This window comes from Cellulosimicrobium sp. I38E (assembly GCF_001647255.1).
GTDB lineage: Bacteria > Actinomycetota > Actinomycetes > Actinomycetales > Cellulomonadaceae > Cellulosimicrobium > Cellulosimicrobium cellulans_E.
Genome location: NZ_LUAZ01000028.1, coordinates 118,616 through 142,616 on the forward strand (window position 1 = coordinate 118,616; position 24,001 = coordinate 142,616).

A 24,001-nucleotide genomic window follows, 5' to 3' on the forward strand; every position below is an offset into this window, starting at 1 on the left:
TGGCTTGACGATCGCTTCGAGGTCGCCAAGATCGACCTTGACAAGATTTCCGACGCGGAATGCCGGGAGTGTCCCGTCTGCAATGCGGCGGCGAATGGTCTTGGTCGAGACGTCCGCGATGGACGCGGCGACCGCGAGTGAGACGAGGCGGCGAGTGATCATTTTCGGGTCTCCGATCTTCAAGAGGTGGGTCGTGGTACGCGGAAGCCGACTGCTTCGTCTCCCGTGTAGTCGGCGTAGCAGATCCGCTTGCGTGTGTCTGCCTGAGTGGGAGGGGCTGAGGGACGTGGGCGCAGTTCCAGGTCGCGCCGGGTCTTGATGGCCAAGTCGAGTGCCTTCTTTCGACTGATCGCGATACCTCGAGCCGCGAAAGCAGATCGGATCTCTGTGGCAGCTTGCGTCGCTGTTGGCATGAAGACTCCTCCAGGTCCTGTCTGGCCGCTTTTGCTGGCCTCCCGTGGACAAACACTACCCACCCAGTACGACACTTTGGGGTCCCTCAACGGCGTTGTCGGAGAACCGGCGTTCGACTTACCGACGTAGACCGACAATGAGCACATGTAGAGCACACGAGAACCATCGAAACCACGTGTCAGATTTCACCCGCTCACGAGCACAAGAGAGCCCACCCTCGAAGGAGGGTGGGCTCTCGGCCGCTTGGATGTACTCGTCGTTCTCGCTACTCGCCGCGCGCAATCCTTGATAGAGCCTCCGCGATCTCTGCGTCACGCCCGCGCGCGACGTGCTGGTAGCGCAGCGCGGCAGCGGGGGAGGAGTGCCCGAGTCTCCCCATGAGCTCGGCGAGCGTTGCCCCCGTCTGGGCCGCTAGAACCGCCCCTGTGTGGCGCAAGTCATGCCAGCGGAGGTCTTCACGTCCAGCAGCGGCGCGGGCGGGGTAGTAGGCGCGGTACAGGGTTGAGGTGGCGAGGTTGCTTGTCCCATCGTCGGCCGGGAACAGCAACGCCTCTCGCCCGGGCGCGGTGTGCTCGTTGAGGTGAGCCTCGACGAGGGGGAGCAGGTGTGGTGGCACTGCGACGTCACGAATCCCCGCGGTGGTCTTGGGGGTGCCGATGACTACCTGCCCCTTGACGCGGGTGACACCGCGTCGGACGCGCACGACGCCGTGTTTCAGGTCGATGTCCTGGCGGCGGAGCTCCGCAAGTTCACCGAATCGCATCCCGCACCAGGAGGCGAGGAGCACCATGAGCCGGAGTCGTTCGGGCATGCCGGCGACGATCGCCTCAAGTTCGGGCAGCGTCGCCGGCTTGATCTTCACTGCTCGCTTGGAGGCGCCCGCGCCTCGGATGGTGCAGGGGTTCGACGAGATGATCTCGTCGGTCACGGCAGTCCCGAGGATGGTTCGCAGGAGTCCGTATGCGTGTGCGCGGTAGGTCGGGCGTGATGCGCCCTGATCCGTGTACCAGCGCCGTACAGACGCCGGGGTGAGGTGCTTGAGAGCCACGTCCTCGAACGTGGGGAGCAGGAGCGAGTCGAGGATGGCTTGGTAGTGCTGTCGCGTTCGGGGCTTGAGCGGGCGATCCTCGAGCCACCGGTACGAGTACTCGCCGAACGTCACGGGCTTCACTAGTGCCTCGCTGGGCGGGACCCAGAGGTCCATGCTGATCTTGCGGCGCTCCGCTGCTAGCCAGGCCTCGGCGTCGAGGGACGTGTCGAAGGTGTGCGGGGCGTTGTAGATCAGACCGTCAGGTGCCGTGTAGTTGGCCTGCCAGCGCTTCGAAGGGAGCTGGCGCAGACCTCCGAACGACCGCTTGCGACGTGGCTTAGGGGGCACTGGACTCTCCTTCGTGCAGGATACGTGCAGAACAGGAGTCTATCCGTGACCTATTGTGTCTACCAGTGTCCCGCGCTACTGTGTGATCAAGAGCCAGGTCACAGAGCGTTCGACCAGGTGAACAACAGAATCCCAAGCGTCCGGTGACACTGGTTCGAACCCAGTATCGCCCACCGAGATCGAGGCCCGGAACCGTCGTGGTTCCGGGCCTTTGTCGTGTCCGGACGCCGCGCGGCTGCGGATCCCTCGACGCCGTCGACGAGAGCGTCGGTGCTCCCGACAGTGTGCTTCGATGCGAGCATCGACGTCGCGGGGCGGCGGCCTGGGCGCCGTCCGTGAAGGCGGCCCGCGAGCCGGTCGGAGTGCCATCGTGTCGTCCTCGCCCCCTTGGCACAGGGGCGAGCGGGGTGTCGGATGAGCGCATGACGTCGTCACCCGTTCGCCGGCTCGTCCCACCCACGATCGATCTCGCTGAGGCTTGGCACGCCGCGCACAGCGATTGGGGGCCCGGTCTCCACGAGGACGGCTTCGGCCTGGGTCCCGAGACGGACGTCGAGTCCGCCGCGGGCTTCGAGGACTGGGTGGCGGCCGTTCGAGCGACCGAGGCCGCCACCCTCTGGTGGATCGTCGTCGAGCACGACGACGGCCCGGACGACGTGGTGGGTGGGATCGCGTTGCGGCACCCTGACCACCCGACGGCGGAGAGGCTCGGGCACGTCGGGTACGGCGTCAGGCCGGGTGCGCGCGGGCAGGGGCATGCGACGTGGGCGCTGGAGCGGGTGCTCGCCGTGGCGGCGGGCGTGCACGGGATGTCCCATGCCGACCTCGTCTGCGAGGAGGGCAACCGTGCGTCGGCCGGCCTGATCGAGAAGGTCGGTGGCGTCACGTGGGACCGGCCGCACGCCGGGATCGTGCGATACCGGGTTTTGTTGCGACCGCGTGAGGTGGCCGGACGGTGAGAGGTCGGCGCGTGCAGAGGGCACCTGCGCTCGCACGGACCGCGGTCGAGGTGCGCCTCAGGCGGCGACGAGCACGGGCTCGTCGGTACGCGCCGCCGCTGGCGGGACGTCAGCCTCGCTGGGTGTCGGTGTCGGTGTCGGTGTCGGTGTCGGGGGCGCTGGGGTGGGCGCGAGCGCCGCGCGGCGCGCCACGCGGCGGCGGTCCAGCAGGCGCACGCGACGCAGCGCGAGTCCTGCGCCCACGACGCCGACGACGACGAGTCCCCCGACCGCGAGGGCTCCGCGGGGGCCCCAGAGCTCCAGGAGCAGGCCGAGGAGCGGTGGGCCGGCGAGGCCCCAGGCGGTGCTCGCGCTGCGCCAGACCCCGAGGACGCGGCCCCGCATGGCGGGCGGCGGGTCGGTCTGGAGCACGGTCGTCCCGGCGGTGTCGGAGACCGCCTCGACGAGGGCCATCGGGCCGACGACGACGAGGAGCACGGTCAGCGTCGGCGCCAAGCCCGCGACGACCTGGAGCGCGGCGCCCGCGGCCGCGAGCAGGGCGACGAGGCGGACGGTCGGGCGCCGGAGCCTGCCCGCGAGGACTGCTCCGGCGATCCCGCCCACGGCGAGCACGGTGGACACGGTGCCGAACTCCTGTGGGCCGCCTGCGAGCGCCCCGGTGACGAGCACGGCGAGCGTCAGGGTGTAGTTGCGCCCGAGCAGCGAGCTCACGGCCGTGACGACGAGAAGCGCGACGAGCCGGGGCCGACCGAGGAAGAAGCGGACACCCCCGGCGTCGCGCCGCGCGGTCGGCGTCGCGACGGGGAGCCCCTCGTCGTCCGCGACGTCGGCCGGGGGTGACGCGGGCAGGGGAGCCGGACGTGCGGCGTCGGGGTGGAGGCGCAGGAACGGGACGACGGCGGCGACACCGAGGAGCGACACGCCGTTGGCGACGTAGGCCACGGCGGGACCCGCGAGCGCCACGGCGCCGCCGGCGAGCGCGACGCCGACGAGCCGTCCGGCGCTGTGCACGACCGACCCGATGCCGATGGCCGACGGGACGTCGTCGACGGGGACGAGGTCGTTGCCGAGCAGGGCGGTGGCCGGGCCGTCGACGGTCGCGACGAGCCCCGTGAGCGCTGACAGGGCGAGCAGCGTGGGCAGGCTCAGGAGGTCGAGGGCGACGAGCGCGGCGGTCGCGAGGGCGACGGCGGCGAGGGCGGCCTGGCTCACCGCCGCCGTGAGCTTGCGGGGCCACCGGTCGACGACCGCGCCGCCGACCACGCCGAGCAGCAGGCCGGGCGCGGCCTGCACCGCGAGGGAGAGGCCGGTGGCCGCGGGGGAGCCGGTGATCTGCAGCACGAGCAGGTTCTGCACGGTGAGCTGCATCCAGGCGCCGGCGTTCGAGACGAGGTTGGCGCCGGACCACCAGCGCATCGAGCGGTGGCGCAGCGCGCGCCACGGAGACCGGTCGGGGGTCGTGCGGGCACGGTGGAGCGAGGGCAGGGCAGGGAGAGGCACGGCAGGCGATTCAGGCTGAGGGGGACCCGTCCGGGGGACGGGGCGGGAGACGGTCGCCCGCGAACGGTCGCCCATCTAAACAACCGCTCCCCGAGCCGCTCCACCTGCGGGGCCCGATCGTGACGAAGGTCGCAGGCGGCTCGTCCGTTGACGCGGCCCGGCGTCGTGCCTAACGTGGGATTCATCATACGATGAATTTCCGCCTCCGGTTCCCGGGACGGTCACCTCAGGAGGTCGCCGTGCGTGCGATGGTCGTCAAGGAGTTCCGCGAGCTGCGCCGGGACCGGCGCACCGTCGCGATGCTCGTCGGGATGCCGCTGCTGCTGCTCGTCGTGTTCGGGTTCGCGGCGAACTTCACGGTCGAGACGCTGACCGTCACGGCCGTCGGGCCGGGCGCCGAGCAGGCGGTGGACGCGATCGAGGCGAACCCTTCCGCCGCGGACGCGCTCGACGTCGTGAGCGTGGAGCCCGCGGGCACGGACGCCGACGCCCGCGCGGCGCTGCGCGACGACCGCAGCGACGTCGCGGTCGTCGCGCCCACGCCGGGGCAGGACAAGCCGACCGTCTACATCGACGGGTCCAACCTCTTCGCCGCGCAGTCGGCGAAGGTGCTCGTCGCCTCCCTCGGGGACGCGGTGGACTCGGAGATCCTCTTCAACCCGGACCTCGACACCTCGTGGGTGATGGTGCCGGCGCTGATCGGCCTCATCCTCACGTTCATCGGGACGATCATCACGTCGATCGGGCTCGTCAAGGAGCGCGAGGCGGGGACGTTCGAGCAGCTCGCGGTGATGCCGCTGGGCCCCGCCGCGGTGATCCTCGGGAAGATCACGCCCTACTTCCTGCTGGCGTGCCTGGACATGGTCGCCGTGACGCTGCTCGGCATGTGGATCTTCGACGTGCCGTTCGCCGGCCCCGTCGGGCCGTTCGTCGTGGGCGCGGCCCTGTTCCTCTTCGTCGTCCTCGGCATCGGCGCGCTCATCTCGACCGTGTCGCAGACCACCGGGCAGGCGGTGCAGGTCGCGCTCATGACGATGCTCCCGCAGGTCCTGCTCTCGGGCATGATCTTCCCGCTCGACGCCATGGCGGCCGGGGTGCGCTGGATCGGGTACCTCCTGCCCCTGACGTGGTTCACCGAGGTCTCGCAGGGCGTCATGGTCCGCGGTGCGTCGTGGTCCGCGCTCTGGCTGCCGCTCCTGGTGCTCGCCGTGATGGCCGTGGCCGTGTTCGGGCTGGCCGTCCTGCGGCTCTCGCGCGAGCTCTCGCCCGCGAGAGAGCCCCGCCGGCACCGGCCCGCCGCGCCTGAGGCCGCGACGTCCGCGGCGAGCGGAGCGGTCCGGTGACCTGGGGAGCGCGCGGTCTCGACGTCACCTTCCGCGCCGCGCCCGGGCACGTGGTCCGCGCGCTCGCCGGCGTGGACCTCGACCTCCCGCGGGGGCAGGTCACCTCGGTGGTGGGCGGCGACGGAGCGGGCAAGACGACGCTCGTGCGCGCGCTGCTCGGGCAAGTGCCGGTCGCGGGCGGCACCGTGGACGTCCCGACGCGCGACCGCGTCGGCTACCAGCCGTCCTCCAGCGGCGTCTGGCCGGCGCTGAGCGTCGCGGAGAACGTCGAGCTCGTCGGCGACGCGTACCGCATGCCGGCCGCCCGCAGGGAACGGCGCGCGGACGAGCTGCTCGAGCGGGCGGGCCTCGCCGAGGCGCGCGGCCGGCTCGGGTCGCAGCTGTCCGGGGGGATGCGGCAGAAGCTCGGGGTGTGCCTCGCGATGCTGCACGAGCCGGACGTCCTGCTCCTCGACGAGCCGAGCACCGGGGTGGACCCCGTGAGCCGCGTCGAGCTGTGGCGGCTCGTCGCGGAGTCGGCGGCGTCCGGGGCGGCGGTCCTCGTCACGACGACGTACCTCGACGAGGCCGAGCGGGCCGCCGACGTCGTCGTGCTCGACGCCGGCACGGTGCTCGCCGCGGGGACGCCCGACGACGTGCGCGCCGCCGCGCCCGGGCGGCTCACGGTCGCGACCCGCCCGCCGGCAGGCGGGCTCGGGCGGACGTGGCGCCGCGGCCCGACGTTCCGCACGTGGTGGCCCGACGGCGCGCCCTCGCCCTCCGCGGGCACCGCGGCCGTCGACCTGGAGGACGCCGTCGTGGCCCTCACGCTCGGTCGCGGCACGCACGGCACCGACGACGCCGACGACGACCCTGCGAGCCCGGCGACACCCCGCACGGAACGACCGGCGGGAGGCACGTCCGCGCCGGACGTGCCCCTCGTGCGGGTCGAGGGTGCCGAGCGCCGGTTCGGGGACGTCGCGGCCGTCGACGACGTCTCCCTCGTCGTGCGCCCCGGCGAGGTGGTGGGCCTGCTCGGCGCGAACGGCGCGGGCAAGACGACGCTCCTGCGCATGATCCTCGGCCTCGACCGGCTCGACGGCGGGCGGGTCGAGGTCCTCGGCGCACCGCCGGACCGTGCGGGCCGCCGGTCGGTCGGCTACGTCCCGCAGGGCCTCGGGCTCGCCGGCGACCTGAGCGTCGAGGAGAACGTCGAGTTCGTGGCGGCGGTGTACGGGGTGCGGGACGTGCCCGCGCTGCCGTCGGCGCTCGCGGCCGTCCACCGTCGGCCCGTCGCGGAGATCGGGCTGGGGCGTCGGCGCCAGCTCGCGTTCCACTGCGCCCTGCTGCACGCGCCGCGTCTCCTCGTCCTCGACGAGCCGACGTCCGGCGTCGACCCGCTCGCGCGGGCGCGCGCGTGGGACGCGATCCACGCGCAGGCCGACGCGGGCGTCGGCGTCCTCGTGACGACGCACCACCTCCAGGAGGCCGAGCAGTGCGACCGCCTGCACGTCCTGTCGCGCGGGCGCTCCGTGGCGTCAGGGACGGTCGCCGACGTCGTGGGCGGCCGGGAGGCGGTCGTCGTGCGGTCCCGGGCCTGGCAGGCGGCGTTCGCGGCGCTCGACGCCGCAGGCCTGCCCGTCATGCTCGACGGCCGCGCGGCGCGCGTGGCGGGGACGCCGCCCGCGACGGTCCGGCACGCGCTCGCCGCGGCGGGCGTCGCCGCGACGTGCGACGTCGTGCCCGCGACGCTCGAGGAGACCATGGTGCTCGTGGACCGCGCGTCGGCGACCCCGGCGGGTGCGGCGTGAGCGGGCGGCGAGGGCGACGCCCGGGCCGCTCGGACACGCGCTCCGACATCCTGTCCGCCGCACGGGACGCGTTCGCGGAGCACGGCTACGACCGCGCGACGGTCCGCGACATCGCCACCCGGGCGGGGGTCGACGCCGCGATGGTCCACCACTGGTTCGGGACGAAGGAGAGGCTCTTCCAGGCCGCCGTCGACGTGCCCTTCGACCCGCAGGAGCTCCTCCTCGACGGCGCGCCCGACGACGTGGCGCGCCTGGGCGAGCACGTCGTCCGCACGCTCCTGCGCGCCTGGGACTCGCCGCGCGGGCGGGTCGCGCTCGCGCTCCTGCGCTCGGCGACGAGCTCCGAGCGAGCCGCGCGGATGCTGCGCGAGTTCGTGCTTGCCCGGGTCGTGCGGCCCACGGTGGCGCGGAGCGAGCCGGACCCGCACCGGGCCGCGTGGCGTGGTGCGCTCATGGCGAGCCAGCTCGCCGGGCTCGTCGTCGTGCGGTACGTGCTCCGGGTCGAGCCGCTCGCGGGGGCTCCCGCCGAGACCGTGGTCGGGGCGGTCGGACCGACGATCCAGGGCTACCTCACGGGTCCGCTCCCGGGAGCCGTGGACGAGGACGCGCGCAGCGCCGGAAACGTTGAGATTTCAACTGAGAGGCATGTTGCGCCGTAGGGCGTCTGTCTGTAGGTTGAGGCCCGCCGGCCGAGGCTCGGCGCGGGGCCAAGCGCGCAGGGGGAGCTTGGCGTCGAGCCACGGCGGCCCGTCTCAGACGCCCGCGAGGACGCGGGCCGTCCCCTCCCGGTTCGTCCGGTCGCGCAGCGCGCGTCCCAGCCGACGCAGCGCGTCGTCGTCCGCGAGCAGGCCGGACCAGTCGTCGGGGTCGAGGCTCGGCGCGTCGCCCCGGGTCTTGCGGATCGCGGCGACCTGGAGCTGGTAGGCGAGGATCACCTCCCGAGGGCTCCCCGGGACGGCGATCCGCACGTGGTCCACGTCGTCCCGGCGCGAGTGGAGGGCGAGCGTGGTGAGGCCGTCGAAGATCTCGATGGTCCGGTGGTACTCGTCCACGGCGGCGCTCGACCCCCGCAGACCGCCGTCGCCCACGACCGCGCGGAGGAACGTGTGGAGGTGCCCGAGGTCGCGGCGGCGCTCGCGCGCGAAGGCCGCGGACGACGCGAGCTGGCCCACGATGCCGACGGTGAGCAGGACCGTCGCCACGAGCACGAGGTACCGGGTCCGCAGGCCGAGGACCAGGTACGGCTCGGTGCTGCCCGGCTCGTGCTGCACCATCGCCACGAAGCTCACGACGGCCCACGCGACCGCGACGACGGCGCCCGCCCCGGCCACGTCCATGCCCCAGCGCAGCCGGAGCGGCCGTCGTGAGCGGGTGCGCAGGCAGGAGACGGCGAAGGTCGCGGTCGCCGTCACGAACGTCCCGTAGTAGAGCGCCCAGTAGCCCCACATGAGCGGACGGTCGTGGACCTGCGCGTCGAGGTCGTGGGTCGTCCAGGGGCCGCTCGCCGTGGCGAGCACCACCATGGCGGCCCCGACGCCCGTGGCCGCGAGCGCCACGTGCCGCGTGCGCGGTGCCCGGCCGGTGGTGGCGCTGTACGCCCACACGCCCACGAAGAGGCAGCCGGTGACCAGCGCGACGTGCTTGGCGACCTCGTGGGTCCCTGCGGGTGCGTGCTCCTTGAGCAGGTCCGCCACCAGCGGGACCCGCAGCGCGCAGGCGACGGCGACGAAGCCCAGGCCGAGAGGGAGGGCCGCGTCCGCGCGCGTGCGGGCGCGCAGGCCGGTCCACGTCGCCGCGGTGGCGAAGAGCGCCGCGGCGAGGAGGTCGAGCACGTGGCTCACCGGTACAGCTCCAGGGACGTGAGCCGGCTCGCGGAGCTCCCGTGCGAGGCGATCGAGATCATGAGCTCGCTCGCGAGGCGCTCCACGCGCAGCTCGTCGGGGTCCTCGTACCCGTCGCGGCACGCGCCGACGCGGGGCGCGCCCGCCGTGGCCGCCGCGTCGAGGACGTGGACCAGCTCGTGCGCGACGACGTGGTCGCGGTGCGGGCCGGGCAGGGTCTGGCGGGCGTCCACGAGGACGAGGTCGCGCTCCGGGAAGGCGAGCCAGAGCCCGGTCACTCCGGGGCCGAGGTCACCCTCGACGACCTCGAGGGGACGGCCGCGCACCGCCGCGACCAGGCGGCACGCCTCCTCGACGCTGCGGGCGCGGTCCAGGCCCGCGGCGCGCAGCAGGTCATCCACGGTCGCCGTCCGGGACGGGCGGGGTCACGGGCGGGAGGTGCTCCAGGCGCCGTACGCGGTCCACGATCTCGATGATCGCGCGGACGTTCTCCGGTGACAGCCCCTGGGCGCGCAGCGCGAACTGCTCGACGCCCTCGTCTGCGAGCGCGGCCCGCAAGCTGTCGTCCGGGTCCTCCTCGGGGTCGACGAGGCTGCCCGTGCTCACGTGGAAGAACGCGGCGATGCCCTCGACGACGCGCAGGCTCGGCGAGGAGCGGTGCCCGCCCCGGAGCGCGCTGAGGTACGCCTCGTTGATCGAGTACCCGCGTTCGGTCATCCACTGGGCGGCCTCGCGGTTGGTCACGGGTCGCCCGCCGCGCCCGCGTGCGAAGAGCTCGTTGAGCCGGCGACGGAAGACCCGCGCCGTCCGCTCGCCGGGTGCCACGTCGTCGTCCATGGCGACGATTGTGACAGGCCGCGGCACGTGGCGGCGCGGCGCGGCGCGGGCGCACGACGTCGCGGCTCGCGTCGCGTGGCGGCGCGGGCGCGGGTAGCCTTCCGGACGGGCGCGGGAACGGTCCGGCGCCCGGCGCGGGACGCGCGCGGAGCATCCTCGAGGGAGCCGGCATGAGCGAGCAGACACCGAAGAGCGAGGGCGGCCTCGGCGACCTTCTCGGCAAGGCGAAGGAGTTCCTCACCGACGACCGGATCGACGACGTCGCGGAGCAGATCAAGTCCGTCGCGCCCGACTCGGTCGACCAGCACGTCGACACCCTGGCCGAGAAGGCCAAGGAGGCCAACGACTGACCTGCGGGTCGGTACGATCGAGGGGCGCCGTCCACGACGGCGCCCTTCGTGCTGTCGGGCAGGGCCCGCCGGCCGCAGGACCTCGACCGGGCGCGCGCCGCGCGCCTCCCGCCAGCAGATCGGAGCACGGACGTGTCTGACGTCGTCTCGTCACCCCTCACCATCACCCTCGACGCCGAGGAGACCACGGTGACGACGGGCACGACGGGCACGGACCTGTTCGCCGCCCGTCGCGACGTCGTCGTGATCCGCGTCAACGGCGTCCTCAAGGACCTCGACACCCCGGTCGCCGACGGCGACGTGGTCGAGGGCGTGACCATCGACTCGCCCGACGGCCTCGCGGTGCTGCGGCACTCGGCCGCGCACGTGCTCGCCCAGGCCGTCCAGCAGGTCAACCCCGACGCGAAGCTCGGCATCGGCCCGCCCATCACGGACGGCTTCTACTACGACTTCGACGTCGCGACGCCGTTCACGCCCGAGGACCTCAAGGCCCTCGACAAGGCGATGTCCCGGATCATCCGGGAGGGCCAGACCTTCCGCCGCCGGGTCGTGACGGAGGACGAGGCGCGCACCGAGCTGGCCCACGAGCCGTACAAGCTCGAGCTCATCGGGCTCAAGGGCGGCGCGGCCGACGACACCGAGGGTGCGAGCGTCGAGGTCGGCGGCGGCGAGCTGACGATCTACGACAACGTGCGCGGCGCCGGGCGCGAGAGCGAGACGGTGGTCTGGAAGGACCTGTGCCGCGGCCCGCACCTGCCGAGCACGCGCCTGATCGGGAACGGCTACCAGCTCATGCGCTCGGCCGCGGCCTACTGGCGCGGCAGCGAGAAGAACCCCCAGCTCCAGCGCATCTACGGCACGGCGTGGCCGACGAAGGACGAGCTCAAGGCGTACCTCGACCGCCTCGCGGAGGCCGAGCGTCGCGACCACCGCCGCCTCGGCAACGAGCTCGACCTGTTCTCCTTCCCGGAGGAGATCGGCTCCGGCCTGCCCGTGTTCCACCCGAACGGCGCGACGATCCGCATGGAGATGGAGGAGTACTCGCGCAAGCGGCACGTGGAGGCGGGCTACTCGTTCGTCAGCACGCCGCACATCACCAAGGCGAACCTCTTCCAGACGTCGCGCCACCTCGACTGGTACGCGGACGGCATGTACCCGCCCATGCACCTCGACGAGGAGCTCGACGACGAGGGCAACGTCAAGCGCGCCGGCCAGGACTACTACCTCAAGCCGATGAACTGCCCGATGCACAACCTCGTGTTCAACTCCCGGGGTCGCTCGTACCGGGAGCTGCCGCTGCGCCTGTTCGAGTTCGGCACGGTGTACCGGTACGAGAAGTCGGGCGTCGTGCACGGCTTGACCCGTGCGCGCGGTTTCACCCAGGACGACGCGCACATCTACTGCACGCGCGAGCAGATGAAGGACGAGTTGTCCTCGACGCTGACGTTCGTCCTCGACCTCCTGCGCGACTACGGCCTCGAGGACTTCTACCTCGAGCTGTCGACGCGCGACCCGGAGAAGTCGGTCGGGGACGACGCGACGTGGGAGGAGGCGACCGAGATCCTGCGCCAGGTCGCGACGGAGTCGGGCCTCGAGCTCGTCGCCGACCCGGGCGGCGCGGCGTTCTACGGCCCCAAGATCTCGGTCCAGGCGAAGGACGCGATCGGCCGCACGTGGCAGCTCTCGACGATCCAGCTCGACTTCTTCGAGCCGGAGCTGTTCGAGCTCGAGTACACGGCGTCCGACGGCACGCGCCAGCGTCCGGTCATGATCCACCGCGCGCTGTTCGGCTCGATCGAGCGGTTCTTCGGGATCCTCGTGGAGCACTACGCAGGCGCGTTCCCGGCGTGGCTCGCGCCCGTCCAGGTCGTCGCGGTCCCGGTCGCGGAGCCGTTCAACGACTACGTGGCCGACGTCGTCGCGCAGCTCAAGGCCCAGGGGATCCGCGCGGAGGTCGACTACTCCGACGACCGGTTCGGCAAGAAGATCCGCAACGCGAGCACGCGCAAGGTGCCGTTCGTGCTCATCGCGGGCGGCGAGGACGCCGAGGCGGGCGCCGTGTCGTTCCGGTACCGCGACGGCCGTCAGGACAACGGCGTGCCCGTCGCCGAGGCGGTCGAGCGCATCGTCACCGCCGTCCGCGACCGCGTCCAGGTCTGACGGCGCGTGAGCGACGAGCGCACGGGGTCGCCCGGCGCGGCCGACGCGGCCGCGCCGGGCGGCGCCCCCGACCCTGCCGACGAGGCGAGCGTGGAGCTCCCGGACACCCACCCGCGGTTCGACGACGGCCTCGACCGGCTCTGGACGCCGCACCGGATGGTGTACATCGGCGGGCAGGACAAGCCCGCGGACGACTCGCGCGGTCAGTGCCCGTTCTGCCGCATCCCGGACCGGTCGGACGAGGACGGGCTGATCGTCGCGCGCGGCGAGGCCGCGTACGTCGTGCTCAACCTCTACCCGTACAACCCGGGCCACCTCATGGTCGTGCCCTACCGCCACGTGTCCGACTACACGGACCTCACCGACGCGGAGACGGTCGAGGTCGCGCACCTCACGCAGACCGCGATGCGGGTCGTGCGCGCCGTGTCGGCGCCCGACGGGTTCAACCTCGGCATGAACCAGGGCGCGGTCGCCGGGGCCGGCATCGCCGCCCACCTGCACCAGCACGTCGTGCCGCGCTGGTCGGGCGACGCGAACTTCCTGCCGATCGTCGCGCAGACCAAGGCCGTGCCCGAGCTGCTCGCGGACACGCGGGCGCGGCTCGCCGCGGCGTGGCCGCCCGCTCGACCCGACGTCCCCGCGGAGGGAACCGCCTGATGTTCGGACGCCTGCGCGCGCTCACGACCCGCCTGTTCACCCCGCTCGCCGCGTTGCTGCTCCGCCTCGGCGTGAGCCCGGACGCGGTGACGATCACCGGGACCGTCGGCGTCGTCGTCGGCGCCCTGTGGCTCTTCCCGACGGGCCACCTGTTCGCGGGCGTCATGGTCGTCATGGTCTGCGCCTTCGCCGACGTGCTCGACGGCGTCATGGCGCGCCGCGCGGGCCGGTCGGGACCCTGGGGCGCGTTCCTCGACTCGACGCTCGACCGGCTCGCCGACGCCGCCGTGTTCGTGGGCCTCACGCTGTGGTTCGTGCGGGCCGACGACCCGCGACTCACGCCCGACCTCGCCGCCTGGGGGACCGGCGTCGCGCTCGCGTGCCTCGCGCTCGGCGCGGTCGTCCCGTACGCGCGCGCCCGCGCCGAGAGCGTCGGCATGACGGCGCAGGTCGGGATCGCCGAGCGCGCCGACCGGCTCGTCGCCGCGCTCGTGGCCGCCGGGATCGTGGGGCTGGGCGTGCCGCCCGTCGTGCTCGTCGTCGTCCTGGGGCTGCTCGCCCTCGCGAGCGCCGTCACGGTCGTGCAGCGCGTGGCCACCGTGCGTCGCCAGGCGCTCGCGCTCGTGCCCACGCGCCCCGAGGAGAAGGAGGACGGTCGCTGATGGCCCTCGACGCCGGCAAGGCGTTCACGTTCGCCTGGCGCAACGCGCGCAAGGTCCCCGAACCGGTCCTGCGCGGTCTGTTCGGCGCGATCGCCGACGTGACCTGGCTCCTGCATGGCGGGGGAGTGCGCCAGCTCGAGCGCAACCTCGCCCGGGTGCGCCCGGAGCTCTCGCCGCGCGCGCTGCGCCGGCTCTCGCGCGCGGGCATGCGCTCGTACATGCGGTACTACCGCGAGGCGTTCACCCTGCCCGCCTGGACGCCGGAGCGCGTACGCGCGCGGGTCCGGGTCGTCGGGCTCGACAACCTCGCGCCGCACCTCGACGGCGACCGGAGCCCGGTGCTCGCGCTGTCGCACCAGGGCAACTGGGACCTGGCGGGCGCGTACGCGACCCCGAACATCGCGCCCGTGCTCACCGTCGCGGAGCGGCTGAAGCCCGACGAGCTGTTCGAGGAGTTCCTCGCGTTCCGGAACTCGATCGGGCTGGAGATCCTCGCGCTCGGCGACGGCGACGTGTTCCGCGACCTCGTCCGCGGCGCGAGCCGGCCGGGCAAGATCATCCCGCTGCTCGCCGACCGCGACCTCACCCACCGCGGCGTGGAGGTCGACCTGTTCGGCCAGCGCGCGCGCGTCGCCGCCGGCCCCGCGGCGCTCGCCGTGAGCACCGGGACGCCGCTGATCCCGGCCGGGATCTACTACGAGCGGCTGCGGGGCGCGCGACGCCGCGCGGCGGGCTCGCCGTGGGGCCTCGTCATCCGCTTCTTCCCGCGCGTGGAGATCGCGCGGGACGTCCCGCGCTCCGAGCAGGTCGCGCTCGCGACCCAGGGCTGGGTGGACGCGCTGAGCGTCGCGATCCGCGAGCACCCCGAGGACTGGCACATGCTCCAGAAGGTGTTCGTCGACGACCTCGACCCCGCGCGCTACGCCCGGACCCGGGCCGCCGCGGGCGAGCCGGACGCGGAGCGGGCCGCATGAGCCTGCGCGTGGGCATCGTGTGCCCCTACTCCTTCGACGCCCCGGGCGGGGTCCAGTTCCACGTCCGCGACCTCGCCGAGGCGCTCATGGCGCAGGGCCACGAGGTCTCCGTCCTCGCCCCCGCCGACGACGACACGCCCGTGCCGGACTACCTGACGCCCGCCGGGGGCGCGGTCCCGGTCCGGTACAACGGGTCGGTCGCGCGCGTGACGTTCGGCCCGCGCACCGCGGGCCGGGTCCGGCGCTGGCTCGAGGCGGGCCGGTTCGACGTGCTCCACATCCACGAGCCCGTGAACCCGTCGCTGAGCATGGTCGCGCTGTGGATCGCCCAGGGCCCGATCGTCGGGACGTTCCACACCTCGATCGTGCGCTCGCGCGCGCTCCAGGTCGCGTACCCGCTCGTCCGGCAGAGCCTGGAGAAGATCGACGCCCGCATCGCCGTCTCGGAGGACGCGCGGCGCACGCTCGTCGACCATCTCGGCGGGGACGCGGTCGTCATCCCCAACGGGGTGTACGTCGACACGTTCGAGTCCGCGCCCGCGAACCCCGCGTGGCAGGGCACGCCCGACGCGCCGACCATCGGCTTCCTCGGCCGCCTGGACGAGCCGCGCAAGGGCCTGCCCGTGCTCGCCGCGGCGATCCCGGCGATCCTCGCGAAGGTCCCCGGCGCACGCTTCCTCGTCGCGGGTCGCGGCGACGACGGCCGCGAGGCCGCGATCGAGGCGCTGGGGGAGCACGCCGCGTCCGTCGAGTTCCTCGGGGGCGTGAGCGACGAGGACAAGGCGAGCATGCTCGCGTCCGTCGACCTCTACATCGCGCCGCAGACCGGGGGCGAGAGCTTCGGCATCGTGCTCGTCGAGGCGATGAGCGCCGGCGCCTGCGTGGTCGCGAGCGACCTCGGCGCCTTCCGGCGCGTGCTCGACGACGGCGCAGCCGGGACGCTGTTCGCGGTGGGCGACCCGGACGCGCTCGCCGCGGCCGTGCTCGACGTGCTCGCCGACCCGCCGCGGCGCGACGCCTACCGTGCCCGGGCGAGCGAGTTCGTCCGCCGCTTCGACTGGTCCGCCGTGACCGCCCAGGTGCTCGCCGTCTACGAGACCGTGCTCGCGGCGTCCGAAGCGGTCATCCCGGTCCACGAGGACCCGCGCTCGCGCCGGGGCGGACGCCTCCTGGGCCGGGCGCGTGACGACGAGGGAGGCCGCCCGTGACCTGGTCCGAGATCACCGTCCTCGTCCTCGTGGTCGCGGCGCTGGTGGCGTGGCTCCTGTGGGTCGCCGCATCGCGGCTCGACCGGCTGCACCGCAAGGTGATGGCCTCGCGCCTGGCGCTGGACGCGCAGCTCGTGCGCCGCGCGTCGGCCGCCGTCGACCTGGCCGCCTCCGGCGAGCTCGACCCGGCCAGCTCGATCCTCGTCGCCGAGGCCGCGCACGCCGTCCTCGACGACGACGACGACACGAGCCGGCTCGCCGACCAGGTGCCCGGCCTGGCGGCGTCCGGGGGACCGCGCCCCCGGCGGCTGCTGGGCGGCATGGCCGAGTCGCGCGCCCTCGCCGAGAGCGACCTCACGGCCACGCTGCGCTCGGCCCTCGAGGACGCCGACGACGTCGCCGAGCTGCGGTCCGGGCCTGTCGGCGACGAGCTGCTCGGCACGCTCTCCGCCGCGTGGTACCGCGCGCAGCTCGCGCGCCGGTTCCACAACGAGGCCGTCGCCCAGGCGCAGCGCGTGCGGCGCAAGTGGTGGGTGCGGCTGTTCCACCTCGCCGGGCACGCGCCGATGCCCGCGACGGTCGAGCTCGACGACGCCGCGCTCGACGTCCTCGTGCGCCCCGCCGCGTCGGCGGGCACGCCGGACTGACCCTCCGGGGGCGGCCGGCGGCGCTCCGCGCGCGGGCTCGGGGCTGGGTTCGGGTGGACGCCCCGGCGATAGGATGGGAGCGCGTGGGAGCATGTGCCGTCGAGCCTGTTCGACGGCGTCCGTGCGCGTGCGCGCGACGTTCCCCTGACCTGAAGGTGTGAGGTACCGGTGACCAACGTGGCCGACCAGAACGTCCCTGCCGAGAGCGCCCCGGGCGCCGCGACCGCGGAGGGCGCCGGCGCCGTCGGCACCGCCAAGGTCAAGCGCGGGATGGCCGAGATGCTCAAGGGCGGCGTCATCATGGACGTCGTCACGCCCGAGCAGGCGAAGATCGCCGAGGACGCCGGCGCGGTCGCGGTCATGGCCCTCGAGCGGGTGCCCGCGGACATCCGCGCGCAGGGCGGCGTCTCGCGCATGTCCGACCCCGACATGATCGACGGCATCATCGAGGCCGTCTCGATCCCGGTCATGGCGAAGGCCCGCATCGGCCACTTCGTCGAGGCGCAGGTGCTCCAGTCGCTCGGCGTGGACTACGTCGACGAGTCCGAGGTGCTCACCCCGGCCGACTATGCCAACCACATCGACAAGTGGCAGTTCACCGTCCCGTTCGTGTGCGGGGCGACGAACCTCGGCGAGGCGCTGCGCCGCATCACCGAGGGCGCGGCGATGATCCGCTCGAAGGGCGAGGCCGGCACCGGCGACGTCTCCAACGCGACGACGCACATGCGCACCATCCGCGCCGAGATCCGCCGCCTCACCTCGCTCCAGGAGGACGAGCTCTTCGTCGCGGCCAAGGAGCTCCAGGCGCCGTACGAGCTCGTCAAGGAGGTCGCCGCGACGGGCAAGCTGCCCGTCGTCATGTTCACCGCCGGCGGCATCGCGACGCCGGCCGACGCCGCGATGATGATGCAGCTCGGGGCCGAGGGCGTGTTCGTCGGCTCGGGCATCTTCAAGTCCGGCAACCCGGAGCAGCGCGCCGCCGCGATCGTCAAGGCGACGACGTTCTACGACGACCCCGACGTGATCGCGAAGGTCTCGCGCGGTCTGGGCGAGGCGATGGTCGGCATCAACGTCGACGACATCCCCGTGCCGCACCGCCTCGCCGAGCGCGGCTGGTGACAGAGCTTCCCACGGCGCAGCCGTCCGTCGTCGTGCCGGCGACGGACGGCTGAGCCGTCGTGGCCGAGGCCGCCGGAGCGCCGTCGTCCCTGGGTCCCGACTGGGTCCTCGGGGACGACGGGCTCTACTTCCGCCGGGGCGCGCGCGTCCTGCTCCTGGACGACGCCGACCGGATCCTCCTCGCCCGCGGGCACGACGTCGACCAGCCGGAGCGCTCGTGGTGGTTCACCATCGGCGGGGGCGTCGACCCCGGTGAGAGCGACCGCGACGCCGCGCTGCGCGAGGTCCGCGAGGAGACGGGGATCCTGCTCGACCCGGGCGCGCTCGTCGGGCCGGTCTACACGCGCAGCGCGATCTTCGACTTCTACCGCCAGCACTGCCGCCAGGACGAGGTGCTCTTCCTCGCGCGCGTCGACGACGCCTCGGGCGATGGCGGGGACGCGGGGACGCTGAGCCGGGACGGGTGGACCGACGTCGAGCTCGACGTCGTCGACGAGATGCGGTGGTGGTCGCTCGACGACCTGCGCGGCGTCGAGATCGAGGTCTTCCCGGAGGGCCTGCCGGACCTCGTCACCCCCCTGCTGGGCGGGTGGGACGGCGTGACGCACCACCTGGGGATCGCGCGCGAGGACTGAGCCCTCCGCGGCGGACCCTCCGCGGAGGGATGCGCGACCGCTACGGCCGGCGCGCGACGACGCGCCACACGATCCCGCCGACGAGGAGCCCCAGGCCCAGCAGCACCCCGCCGATCGCGACGAACCACAGCAGGATCGTGCCGCCGACGGTCGCGAAGAACTCGCCGAACCTCCACCCGTCGGTGACGACGAACGTCGCCCCGGGCGAGGCGTCCCCCTGCGCGACGGACACCGTGCAGGTCTGGGCCGACGGCGAGGTCACCTCGGCGACGGTCGTCGCCTCGTGCGAGCCGAAGCCGGAGCTCCCCGAGACGGACGGCGCGCGAACCTCGAGGTCGCCGCCCGGGCACGAGACGGTGACGTCGTCGGTGTCGAAGCCCTCGGCTCCGATCGGCACGACCGCCCACACGCTGTAGGGCTGGCCGCCCGACACGGGGACTTCCGCCTCGCCCGGCACGTCGCCGGAAGCGAGGGCGGCCGAGCCCGGGTCGCCGGTGCCGTCGACCACGCCCGTGGGCAGCGCCCGCACGAAGGTCGTCACACCGAGGACGCCCGCGACGAGCGCGACCACGAGCAGGACCGCGCCGACCACGATGAGAACCGTCGCGCCGCGCGTGCTCCGCGGCGGACGCGGCGGGAGGCCGGGGTACGGGGTCGAGGGCCCGGGGTACCCGGACGGCGGCGGGGCAGGGTAGGGCGGTGTGGGTCCGGTGCCGGGCGCAGTGGTCACGACGGCGAGGCTAGCAACAGCCCGGGACGGGGCCCGGGCGCAGACGGACGTATCATTCCCGTTCGTGACGATCACGATCGGAGTCCTGGCCCTTCAGGGCGACGTGCGCGAGCACCGCGCCGCGCTCGAGGCCGCGGGTGCGCGCACGGTCGGCGTACGGCGTCCCGAGGAGCTCGCCGCGGTCGACGGGCTGGTGCTCCCCGGGGGCGAGTCGACGACCATCGACAAGCTCCTGCGCATCTTCGAGCTCGACGAGCCGCTGCGCGCCCGCATCGCCGAGGGCCTGCCGGTCTACGGCTCGTGCGCCGGCATGATCCTGCTCGCCGACCGCATCCTCGGCGGTACCGCGGACCAGCGGACCCTCGGCGGGCTCGACGTGACGGTCCGGCGCAACGCGTTCGGCCGCCAGGTCGACTCGTTCGAGACCGACCTCGCGTTCGCGGGTCTGGGCCCGCGGGAGAGCCGTGCGGAGGGTGACGGCGGCGCCGGCACGGTGCACGCGGTGTTCATCCGCGCGCCGTGGGTCGAGGAGGTCGGCCCGGGGGTCGAGGTGCTCGCGCGCATCCCCGACCACGAGGCGCCCGGCATCCCCGCGGCCGCCGCCGGTAGGATCGTCGCAGTCCAGCAGGGATCGCTGCTCGCCACCTCGTTCCATCCGGAGATCTCCGGGGACGCGCGCGTGCACGAGCTGTTCGTCAGAATCGCGAAGGGGTAGGAACGCATGTCAGGGCATTCCAAGTGGGCCACGACCAAGCACAAGAAGGCGGCCATCGACGCCAAGCGCGGCAAGCTCTTCGCGAAGCTCATCAAGAACATCGAGGTCGCGGCGCGCACGGGCGGCGGTGACCCCGCGGGCAACCCGACGCTGTTCGACGCCATCCAGAAGGCGAAGAAGTCGTCGGTCCCCAACGACAACATCGACCGCGCCGTCAAGCGCGGGTCCGGCACGGGTGCCGACGCCGTCGACTACCAGACGATCATGTACGAGGGCTACGGCCCCAACGGCATCGCCGTCCTGGTCGAGTGCCTCACCGACAACAAGAACCGGGCGGCTTCCGAGGTCCGCCTCGCGTTCAGCCGCAACGGCGGCAACCTCGCCGACCCGGGCTCCGTGTCCTACCTCTTCTCGCGCAAGGGCCTCGTCGTCGTGCCGAAGGCGGACGGCGTGACCGAGGACGACGTCATGCTCGCCGCGCTCGAGGCGGGCGCCGAGGAGGTCACCGACTCCGGCGAGGTCATCGAGGTGCTGTCCGAGGCGAGCGACCTCATCGCCGTGCGCAGCGCGATCCAGGAGGCAGGGATCGAGTACGACTCCGCCGACTCGATCTGGCACCCGTCCATGGAGGTCGAGGTCGACGCCGAGGGCGCGCGCAAGATCCTGCGCCTCATCGACGCGCTCGAGGACAGCGACGACGTGCAGAACGTCTACGCGAACTTCGACGCGTCGGACGAGGTCATGGCGGAGCTCGAGAACGACGACTGACCGCTGGGGTCGCCCGAGGTGACGATCTGGTCGCCCTGGGTGCGGGGTGGGTGGKACGCGCGCGGTCTACCATCCGCCGCTCGTCCCTCGCGGCTCCCGCCAGGCCTGCCACGATCGCGCGCGTACCAGCCACCCCGCCGGTGTCGGCTCACCTCGCCGCGTTCCCGCGAGGCGGCGACGTCCCGTCGTCGGCTCGTGGGAGGGTAGCGGGGTGCGCGTTCTCGGAGTGGATCCTGGGCTGACCCGGTGCGGTGTCGGGGTGGTGGACTCCGCGCGGGGGCGGAGGGCCGAGCTCGTGGCCGTCGGCGTCATCCGGACGGACCCGGACCTCAGCGTGGACCTGCGGCTCCTGCGGATCGCGGAGCGGCTCGACGCGTGGTTCGACGAGCACGTGCCGGACGTCGTCGCGGTGGAGCGGGTCTTCGCCCAGCACAACGTCGGGACCGTGATGGGCACGGCTCAGGCCGCGGGTCTCGCGATGGTCGGGGCGGCGAAGCGGGGCGTCCCCGTGGCGCTGCACACGCCGTCCGAGGTCAAGGCCGCGGTCACGGGGAGCGGGCGTGCCGGCAAGGAGCAGGTCCAGCGCATGGTCGCGAGCATCCTGGGGCTCGCGGAGCCGCCGAAGCCCGCGGACGCGGCTGACGCGCTCGCGCTCGCCATCTGCCACCTGTGGCGGCCGTCGGGTGCGCTCCAGGGCGGCGAGCGGCACGAGCTAACCCCGGCGCAGCGCGCCTGGGCCGCGGCGGAGCACGCGGCGAAGGGGCGGCGGTCACCGCGCTGACGGCTCCCGTGTCGGTCGACCGGGGCGTGGGCGCACCTTGCTAGAGTGACCGCGGTCGTACGGGTGTTCGACGCACTCCTCGGTGCCGCCCGAGGTCGTGGGCCGGTCGACCATCGGACCAGGTCGGCGCTGCCGACCGGGAGAGGAGCCTGGGTGATCGCGTCGCTGAGCGGAGTCGTGGCGAGCGTCCAGCTCGACCGCACCGTGCTCGAGGTCGGGGGAGTGGGCTACCTCGTGCACGCCACGCCCGCCACGCTCGCGGGTCTGCGGGTCGGCGAGGACGCCCGGCTCGCGACGAGCCTCGTGGTCCGCGAGGACTCCTTCACCCTGTACGGGTTCGCCGACGACGACGAGCGCAGCGTCTTCGAGACCGTGCAGACCGTCAGCGGCGTCGGGCCGCGGCTCGCGCTCGCGATGCTCGCCGTGCACACGCCCGACGCCCTGCGCCGTGCCGTGGCCGGCGCCGACATCGCGGCCCTCGTGCGCGTCCCCGGCATCGGGAACAAGGGCGCGCAGCGGATCGCGCTCGAGCTGGGCGACAAGCTCGGGCCGCCCACCGGTGCCGACGCCCCCGAGGCCGGCGCGACGGCCGTCGGGACCGGGCCGCGTCAGGTCGACGACCGACGCGACCAGGTGGTCGAGGCGCTCGTGGGCCTCGGCTGGAACCTCAAGGCCGCGGACGACGCCGTCTCCACCGTGCTCGCGGAGGCCGGTGTCGACGTCGTCGAGGCGCCCGACGTGGCCGGTGCGCTGCGCGCCGCGCTGCGCGTCCTCGGCGGACCGAGGGGCTGACCATGGCGAACTTCGACCAGGTGGGCGTGGACGGGTTCGGCGGGGACGGGACGTTCTCGTCCGAGCGGATCGTCGCGGCGGGTGCCGACGACCTCGAGCGCGCCGCCGAGGCTGCGCTGCGTCCGCGCCGGCTCGAGGAGTTCGTCGGGCAGGCGGTCGTGCGCGACCAGCTCTCGCTCGTGCTCCAGGCCGCGCTCGCCCGCGGGAGCTCGCCGGACCACGTGCTCCTGTCTGGGCCGCCCGGGCTCGGCAAGACGACGCTCGCCATGATCATCGCCGCCGAGCTCGGGACGTCGCTGCGCGTGACGTCCGGCCCGGCGATCCAGCACGCGGGCGACCTGGCTGCCGTGCTCTCCTCGCTCGAGGAGGGCGAGGTCCTCTTCATCGACGAGATCCACCGCCTCGCACGGCCGGCGGAGGAGCTCCTCTACATGGCGATGGAGGACTTCCGGGTCGACGTCGTCGTGGGCAAGGGCGCGGGCGCGAGCGCGATCCCGCTCTCGTTGCCCCCGTTCACGGCGGTCGGCGCCACGACGCGCGCGGGACTGCTGCCCGCGCCGCTGCGCGACCGCTTCGGCTTCACCGGGCACCTCGACTTCTACTCGAGCGACGAGCTCGAGCGCGTGCTCTCCCGGTCCGCCGGGCTGCTCGGCGTGGCGCTCGACCCGGACGCCGCGCGCGAGATCGCGGGCCGCTCGCGCGGCACGCCCCGCATCGCCAACCGCCTGCTGCGGCGCGTGCGCGACTGGGCGCAGGTCCGCGGCGACGGGAGCATGGACCTCGCGGCCGCGCGGGCGGCGCTCGAGGTCTACGAGGTGGACCCCATCGGCCTCGACCGCCTCGACCGGGCGGTCCTCACGGCGCTGTGCACGCGGTTCAACGGCGGGCCGGTCGGGCTGACGACGCTCGCCGTGACGGTCGGCGAGGAGGCCGAGACGGTCGAGACGGTCGCCGAGCCGTACCTGGTGCGCGAGGGGCTGATCGGGCGGACGCCCCGGGGGCGTGTCGCGACGCCGGCCGCGTGGGCGCACCTCGGGCTCACCCCGCCGCGCGAGGGCGGCACCCTGTTCGACGCCTGACGGCCCGGCCGTGCGGGCCTCGCGGCAGGGCCCCGTGACGGCGGTCACAGGCGCGCCGAACGTGGTCCTAGAATGGTCGGGACCCGAGCGGGCGGAACTCCGCGGCGAGACGGCTCGTTGGTGAACCGTGCGCGCACGCCTAGACTGCGCGCAGATCCCGCACAGAACAGGACACGAGACTCCGTCATGGATATCAGCTTCATCCTCATCCTCGCCCTCGCGGCGGGTGCGATGTTCCTCATGACCAGCCGCACCCGCAAGCAGCAGCGCGAGGCCCAGAACTTCCGGGCGACCCTCGCCCCCGGGCAGGAGGTGATGACGGGCTCGGGCATGTTCGGCACGATCGTCGACGTCGACGAGGACGCTGACGTCATCACGATCGAGTCCACGCCGGGCAACCAGTCCCGGTGGCTGCGCGCGGCCATCGCGAAGCTCGTCGAGCCTCCGGTCGAGACCGAGGAGACGGAGACCGACGAGACGTCGGAGACCGCGGCGGTCTACGGCAGCGCGAACGCCGACCCCAGCACGTCGAAGGGGGACGTCGACGACCTCGTCGTCCCCGACGACCTGTCCGGTCTGACCGACGACGGGTCGGAGAAGGAGCGCGGGCGCCGGGACGACGGCACCGATACCAAGTGACCTTATGCCGGTCGCTGCCGCGA

Annotated in this window: 25 protein-coding genes; 19 read left to right on the forward strand and 6 right to left on the reverse strand. The window is 73.5% G+C overall.

The window, feature by feature from the left end:
• Window positions 1-679: 679 nt before the first annotated feature.
• Window positions 680-1,792 (reverse strand): site-specific integrase, encoded by a 1,113-nt coding sequence (locus A0J59_RS10465; RefSeq protein WP_064316053.1) that lies wholly within the window; start codon window positions 1,790-1,792, stop codon window positions 680-682.
• 335 nt (window positions 1,793-2,127) lie between these two features.
• Here A0J59_RS10465 and A0J59_RS10470 point away from each other — a divergent pair, with 335 nt between their 5' ends.
• A complete protein-coding gene (locus tag A0J59_RS10470) occupies window positions 2,128-2,751 on the forward strand; it encodes a GNAT family N-acetyltransferase (RefSeq protein WP_220084464.1) in 624 nt (207 codons plus the stop codon).
• Window positions 2,752-2,808: 57 nt separating this feature from the next.
• Here the strand turns inward: A0J59_RS10470 and A0J59_RS10475 are convergent, their stop codons facing one another.
• Window positions 2,809-4,251: an MFS transporter gene (locus tag A0J59_RS10475; protein ID WP_220084465.1), complete on the reverse strand. Its 1,443-nt coding sequence runs from the start codon at window positions 4,249-4,251 to the stop codon at window positions 2,809-2,811.
• A 248-nt stretch (window positions 4,252-4,499) separates the two neighbouring features.
• Here A0J59_RS10475 and A0J59_RS10480 point away from each other — a divergent pair, with 248 nt between their 5' ends.
• The 3 genes from A0J59_RS10480 to A0J59_RS10490 are packed head-to-tail and all read left to right on the forward strand — an operon-like array spanning window position 4,500 to window position 8,043.
• Window positions 4,500-5,594 (forward strand): ABC transporter permease, encoded by a 1,095-nt coding sequence (locus A0J59_RS10480; protein ID WP_082918916.1) that lies wholly within the window; start codon window positions 4,500-4,502, stop codon window positions 5,592-5,594.
• A complete protein-coding gene (locus A0J59_RS22345; protein WP_082918917.1) occupies window positions 5,591-7,384 on the forward strand; it encodes an ATP-binding cassette domain-containing protein in 1,794 nt (597 codons plus the stop codon). The genes A0J59_RS10480 and A0J59_RS22345 overlap by 4 nt, the downstream gene beginning before the upstream one ends.
• Window positions 7,381-8,043, forward strand: coding sequence for a TetR/AcrR family transcriptional regulator (locus tag A0J59_RS10490; RefSeq protein ID WP_064316055.1), 663 nt, complete (start codon window positions 7,381-7,383; stop codon window positions 8,041-8,043). Before A0J59_RS22345 ends, A0J59_RS10490 begins: the two co-directional genes overlap by 4 nt.
• Window positions 8,044-8,136: 93 nt before the next feature.
• On the opposite strand, the gene A0J59_RS10495 is transcribed toward A0J59_RS10490, so the two are convergent.
• From A0J59_RS10495 to A0J59_RS10505, 3 genes are read right to left on the reverse strand one after another with little or no spacing between them, the layout of a single operon-like run.
• Entirely contained in the window at window positions 8,137-9,225 is a 1,089-nt protein-coding gene (locus A0J59_RS10495; protein ID WP_064316056.1) for a hypothetical protein, read from the reverse strand.
• The gene (locus A0J59_RS10500; RefSeq protein ID WP_052877795.1) at window positions 9,222-9,626 is read right to left on the reverse strand and encodes a hypothetical protein; all 405 of its coding nucleotides are present in this window, start codon (window positions 9,624-9,626) and stop codon (window positions 9,222-9,224) included. Before A0J59_RS10500 ends, A0J59_RS10495 begins: the two co-directional genes overlap by 4 nt.
• Window positions 9,619-10,062 carry a hypothetical protein gene (locus tag A0J59_RS10505; RefSeq protein ID WP_047234531.1) on the reverse strand — a complete coding sequence of 148 codons (444 nt, stop codon included), beginning with the start codon at window positions 10,060-10,062 and terminating at the stop codon, window positions 9,619-9,621. Before A0J59_RS10505 ends, A0J59_RS10500 begins: the two co-directional genes overlap by 8 nt.
• A gap of 170 nt (window positions 10,063-10,232) precedes the next feature.
• Here A0J59_RS10505 and A0J59_RS10510 point away from each other — a divergent pair, with 170 nt between their 5' ends.
• The 9 genes from A0J59_RS10510 (at window position 10,233) to A0J59_RS10550 (ending at window position 18,474) form a co-directional block, all read left to right on the forward strand.
• A complete protein-coding gene (locus A0J59_RS10510; protein ID WP_047234532.1) occupies window positions 10,233-10,412 on the forward strand; it encodes a hypothetical protein in 180 nt (59 codons plus the stop codon).
• 132 nt (window positions 10,413-10,544) lie between these two features.
• A complete protein-coding gene (gene thrS / locus A0J59_RS10515) occupies window positions 10,545-12,572 on the forward strand; it encodes a threonine--tRNA ligase (RefSeq protein WP_082918918.1) in 2,028 nt (675 codons plus the stop codon).
• Window positions 12,573-12,662: 90 nt separating this feature from the next.
• A complete protein-coding gene (locus A0J59_RS10520; protein WP_047234550.1) occupies window positions 12,663-13,229 on the forward strand; it encodes an HIT domain-containing protein in 567 nt (188 codons plus the stop codon).
• Entirely contained in the window at window positions 13,229-13,891 is a 663-nt protein-coding gene (gene pgsA, locus A0J59_RS10525; protein ID WP_064316057.1) for a phosphatidylinositol phosphate synthase, read from the forward strand. The genes A0J59_RS10520 and pgsA overlap by 1 nt, the downstream gene beginning before the upstream one ends.
• Window positions 13,891-14,865, forward strand: coding sequence for a phosphatidylinositol mannoside acyltransferase (locus tag A0J59_RS10530; RefSeq protein ID WP_064316058.1), 975 nt, complete (start codon window positions 13,891-13,893; stop codon window positions 14,863-14,865). Before pgsA ends, A0J59_RS10530 begins: the two co-directional genes overlap by 1 nt.
• A 2-nt stretch (window positions 14,866-14,867) precedes the next feature.
• The gene (locus tag A0J59_RS10535; protein ID WP_172820044.1) at window positions 14,868-16,073 is read left to right on the forward strand and encodes a glycosyltransferase family 4 protein; all 1,206 of its coding nucleotides are present in this window, start codon (window positions 14,868-14,870) and stop codon (window positions 16,071-16,073) included.
• On the forward strand, window positions 16,070-16,720 hold the full coding sequence (locus A0J59_RS10540) for a hypothetical protein (RefSeq protein WP_064316059.1): 651 nt from the start codon (window positions 16,070-16,072) through the stop codon (window positions 16,718-16,720). The genes A0J59_RS10535 and A0J59_RS10540 overlap by 4 nt, the downstream gene beginning before the upstream one ends.
• Window positions 16,721-16,897: 177 nt before the next feature.
• Window positions 16,898-17,839, forward strand: coding sequence for a pyridoxal 5'-phosphate synthase lyase subunit PdxS (gene pdxS / locus A0J59_RS10545; RefSeq protein ID WP_082141527.1), 942 nt, complete (start codon window positions 16,898-16,900; stop codon window positions 17,837-17,839).
• Window positions 17,840-17,898: 59 nt separating this feature from the next.
• Window positions 17,899-18,474 (forward strand): NUDIX hydrolase, encoded by a 576-nt coding sequence (locus tag A0J59_RS10550; RefSeq protein WP_047234537.1) that lies wholly within the window; start codon window positions 17,899-17,901, stop codon window positions 18,472-18,474.
• 40 nt (window positions 18,475-18,514) lie between these two features.
• Here the strand turns inward: A0J59_RS10550 and A0J59_RS10555 are convergent, their stop codons facing one another.
• Window positions 18,515-19,204 carry a hypothetical protein gene (locus tag A0J59_RS10555; RefSeq protein WP_156532955.1) on the reverse strand — a complete coding sequence of 230 codons (690 nt, stop codon included), beginning with the start codon at window positions 19,202-19,204 and terminating at the stop codon, window positions 18,515-18,517.
• A 64-nt stretch (window positions 19,205-19,268) separates the two neighbouring features.
• Here A0J59_RS10555 and pdxT point away from each other — a divergent pair, with 64 nt between their 5' ends.
• The 6 genes from pdxT (at window position 19,269) to yajC (ending at window position 23,978) form a co-directional block, all read left to right on the forward strand.
• Window positions 19,269-19,919 (forward strand): pyridoxal 5'-phosphate synthase glutaminase subunit PdxT, encoded by a 651-nt coding sequence (gene pdxT, locus A0J59_RS10560; protein WP_064316061.1) that lies wholly within the window; start codon window positions 19,269-19,271, stop codon window positions 19,917-19,919.
• Between the two features lie 6 nt (window positions 19,920-19,925).
• Window positions 19,926-20,687 carry a YebC/PmpR family DNA-binding transcriptional regulator gene (locus A0J59_RS10565; RefSeq protein ID WP_064316062.1) on the forward strand — a complete coding sequence of 254 codons (762 nt, stop codon included), beginning with the start codon at window positions 19,926-19,928 and terminating at the stop codon, window positions 20,685-20,687.
• Between the two features lie 211 nt (window positions 20,688-20,898).
• Complete coding sequence (gene ruvC / locus A0J59_RS10570) at window positions 20,899-21,468, forward strand: crossover junction endodeoxyribonuclease RuvC (RefSeq protein ID WP_047234541.1); 570 nt, start codon at window positions 20,899-20,901, stop codon at window positions 21,466-21,468.
• Between the two features lie 153 nt (window positions 21,469-21,621).
• Window positions 21,622-22,260 (forward strand): Holliday junction branch migration protein RuvA, encoded by a 639-nt coding sequence (gene ruvA / locus A0J59_RS10575; RefSeq protein WP_064316063.1) that lies wholly within the window; start codon window positions 21,622-21,624, stop codon window positions 22,258-22,260.
• Between the two features lie 2 nt (window positions 22,261-22,262).
• Window positions 22,263-23,339 (forward strand): Holliday junction branch migration DNA helicase RuvB, encoded by a 1,077-nt coding sequence (ruvB, locus tag A0J59_RS10580; protein WP_064316064.1) that lies wholly within the window; start codon window positions 22,263-22,265, stop codon window positions 23,337-23,339.
• Between the two features lie 186 nt (window positions 23,340-23,525).
• Window positions 23,526-23,978: a preprotein translocase subunit YajC gene (yajC, locus tag A0J59_RS10585; protein ID WP_064316065.1), complete on the forward strand. Its 453-nt coding sequence runs from the start codon at window positions 23,526-23,528 to the stop codon at window positions 23,976-23,978.
• The last annotated feature ends 23 nt before the right edge of the window (window positions 23,979-24,001 follow it).

What these genes read in the sequence shown, in the direction of transcription:
- ruvB (WP_064316064.1), top strand. Translation starts at nt 22,263, where the DNA reads ATGGCGAACTTCGACCAGGTGGGCGTGGACGGGTTCGGCGGGGACGGG.
- pgsA (WP_064316057.1), top strand. Translation starts at nt 13,229, where the DNA reads ATGTTCGGACGCCTGCGCGCGCTCACGACCCGCCTGTTCACCCCGCTC.
- A0J59_RS10530 (WP_064316058.1), top strand. Translation starts at nt 13,891, where the DNA reads ATGGCCCTCGACGCCGGCAAGGCGTTCACGTTCGCCTGGCGCAACGCG.
- A0J59_RS10565 (WP_064316062.1), top strand. Translation starts at nt 19,926, where the DNA reads ATGTCAGGGCATTCCAAGTGGGCCACGACCAAGCACAAGAAGGCGGCC.
- A0J59_RS10510 (WP_047234532.1), top strand. Translation starts at nt 10,233, where the DNA reads ATGAGCGAGCAGACACCGAAGAGCGAGGGCGGCCTCGGCGACCTTCTC.
- yajC (WP_064316065.1), top strand. Translation starts at nt 23,526, where the DNA reads ATGGATATCAGCTTCATCCTCATCCTCGCCCTCGCGGCGGGTGCGATG.
- A0J59_RS10505 (WP_047234531.1), bottom strand. Translation starts at nt 10,062, where the DNA reads ATGGACGACGACGTGGCACCCGGCGAGCGGACGGCGCGGGTCTTCCGT.
- A0J59_RS10480 (WP_082918916.1), top strand. Translation starts at nt 4,500, where the DNA reads ATGGTCGTCAAGGAGTTCCGCGAGCTGCGCCGGGACCGGCGCACCGTC.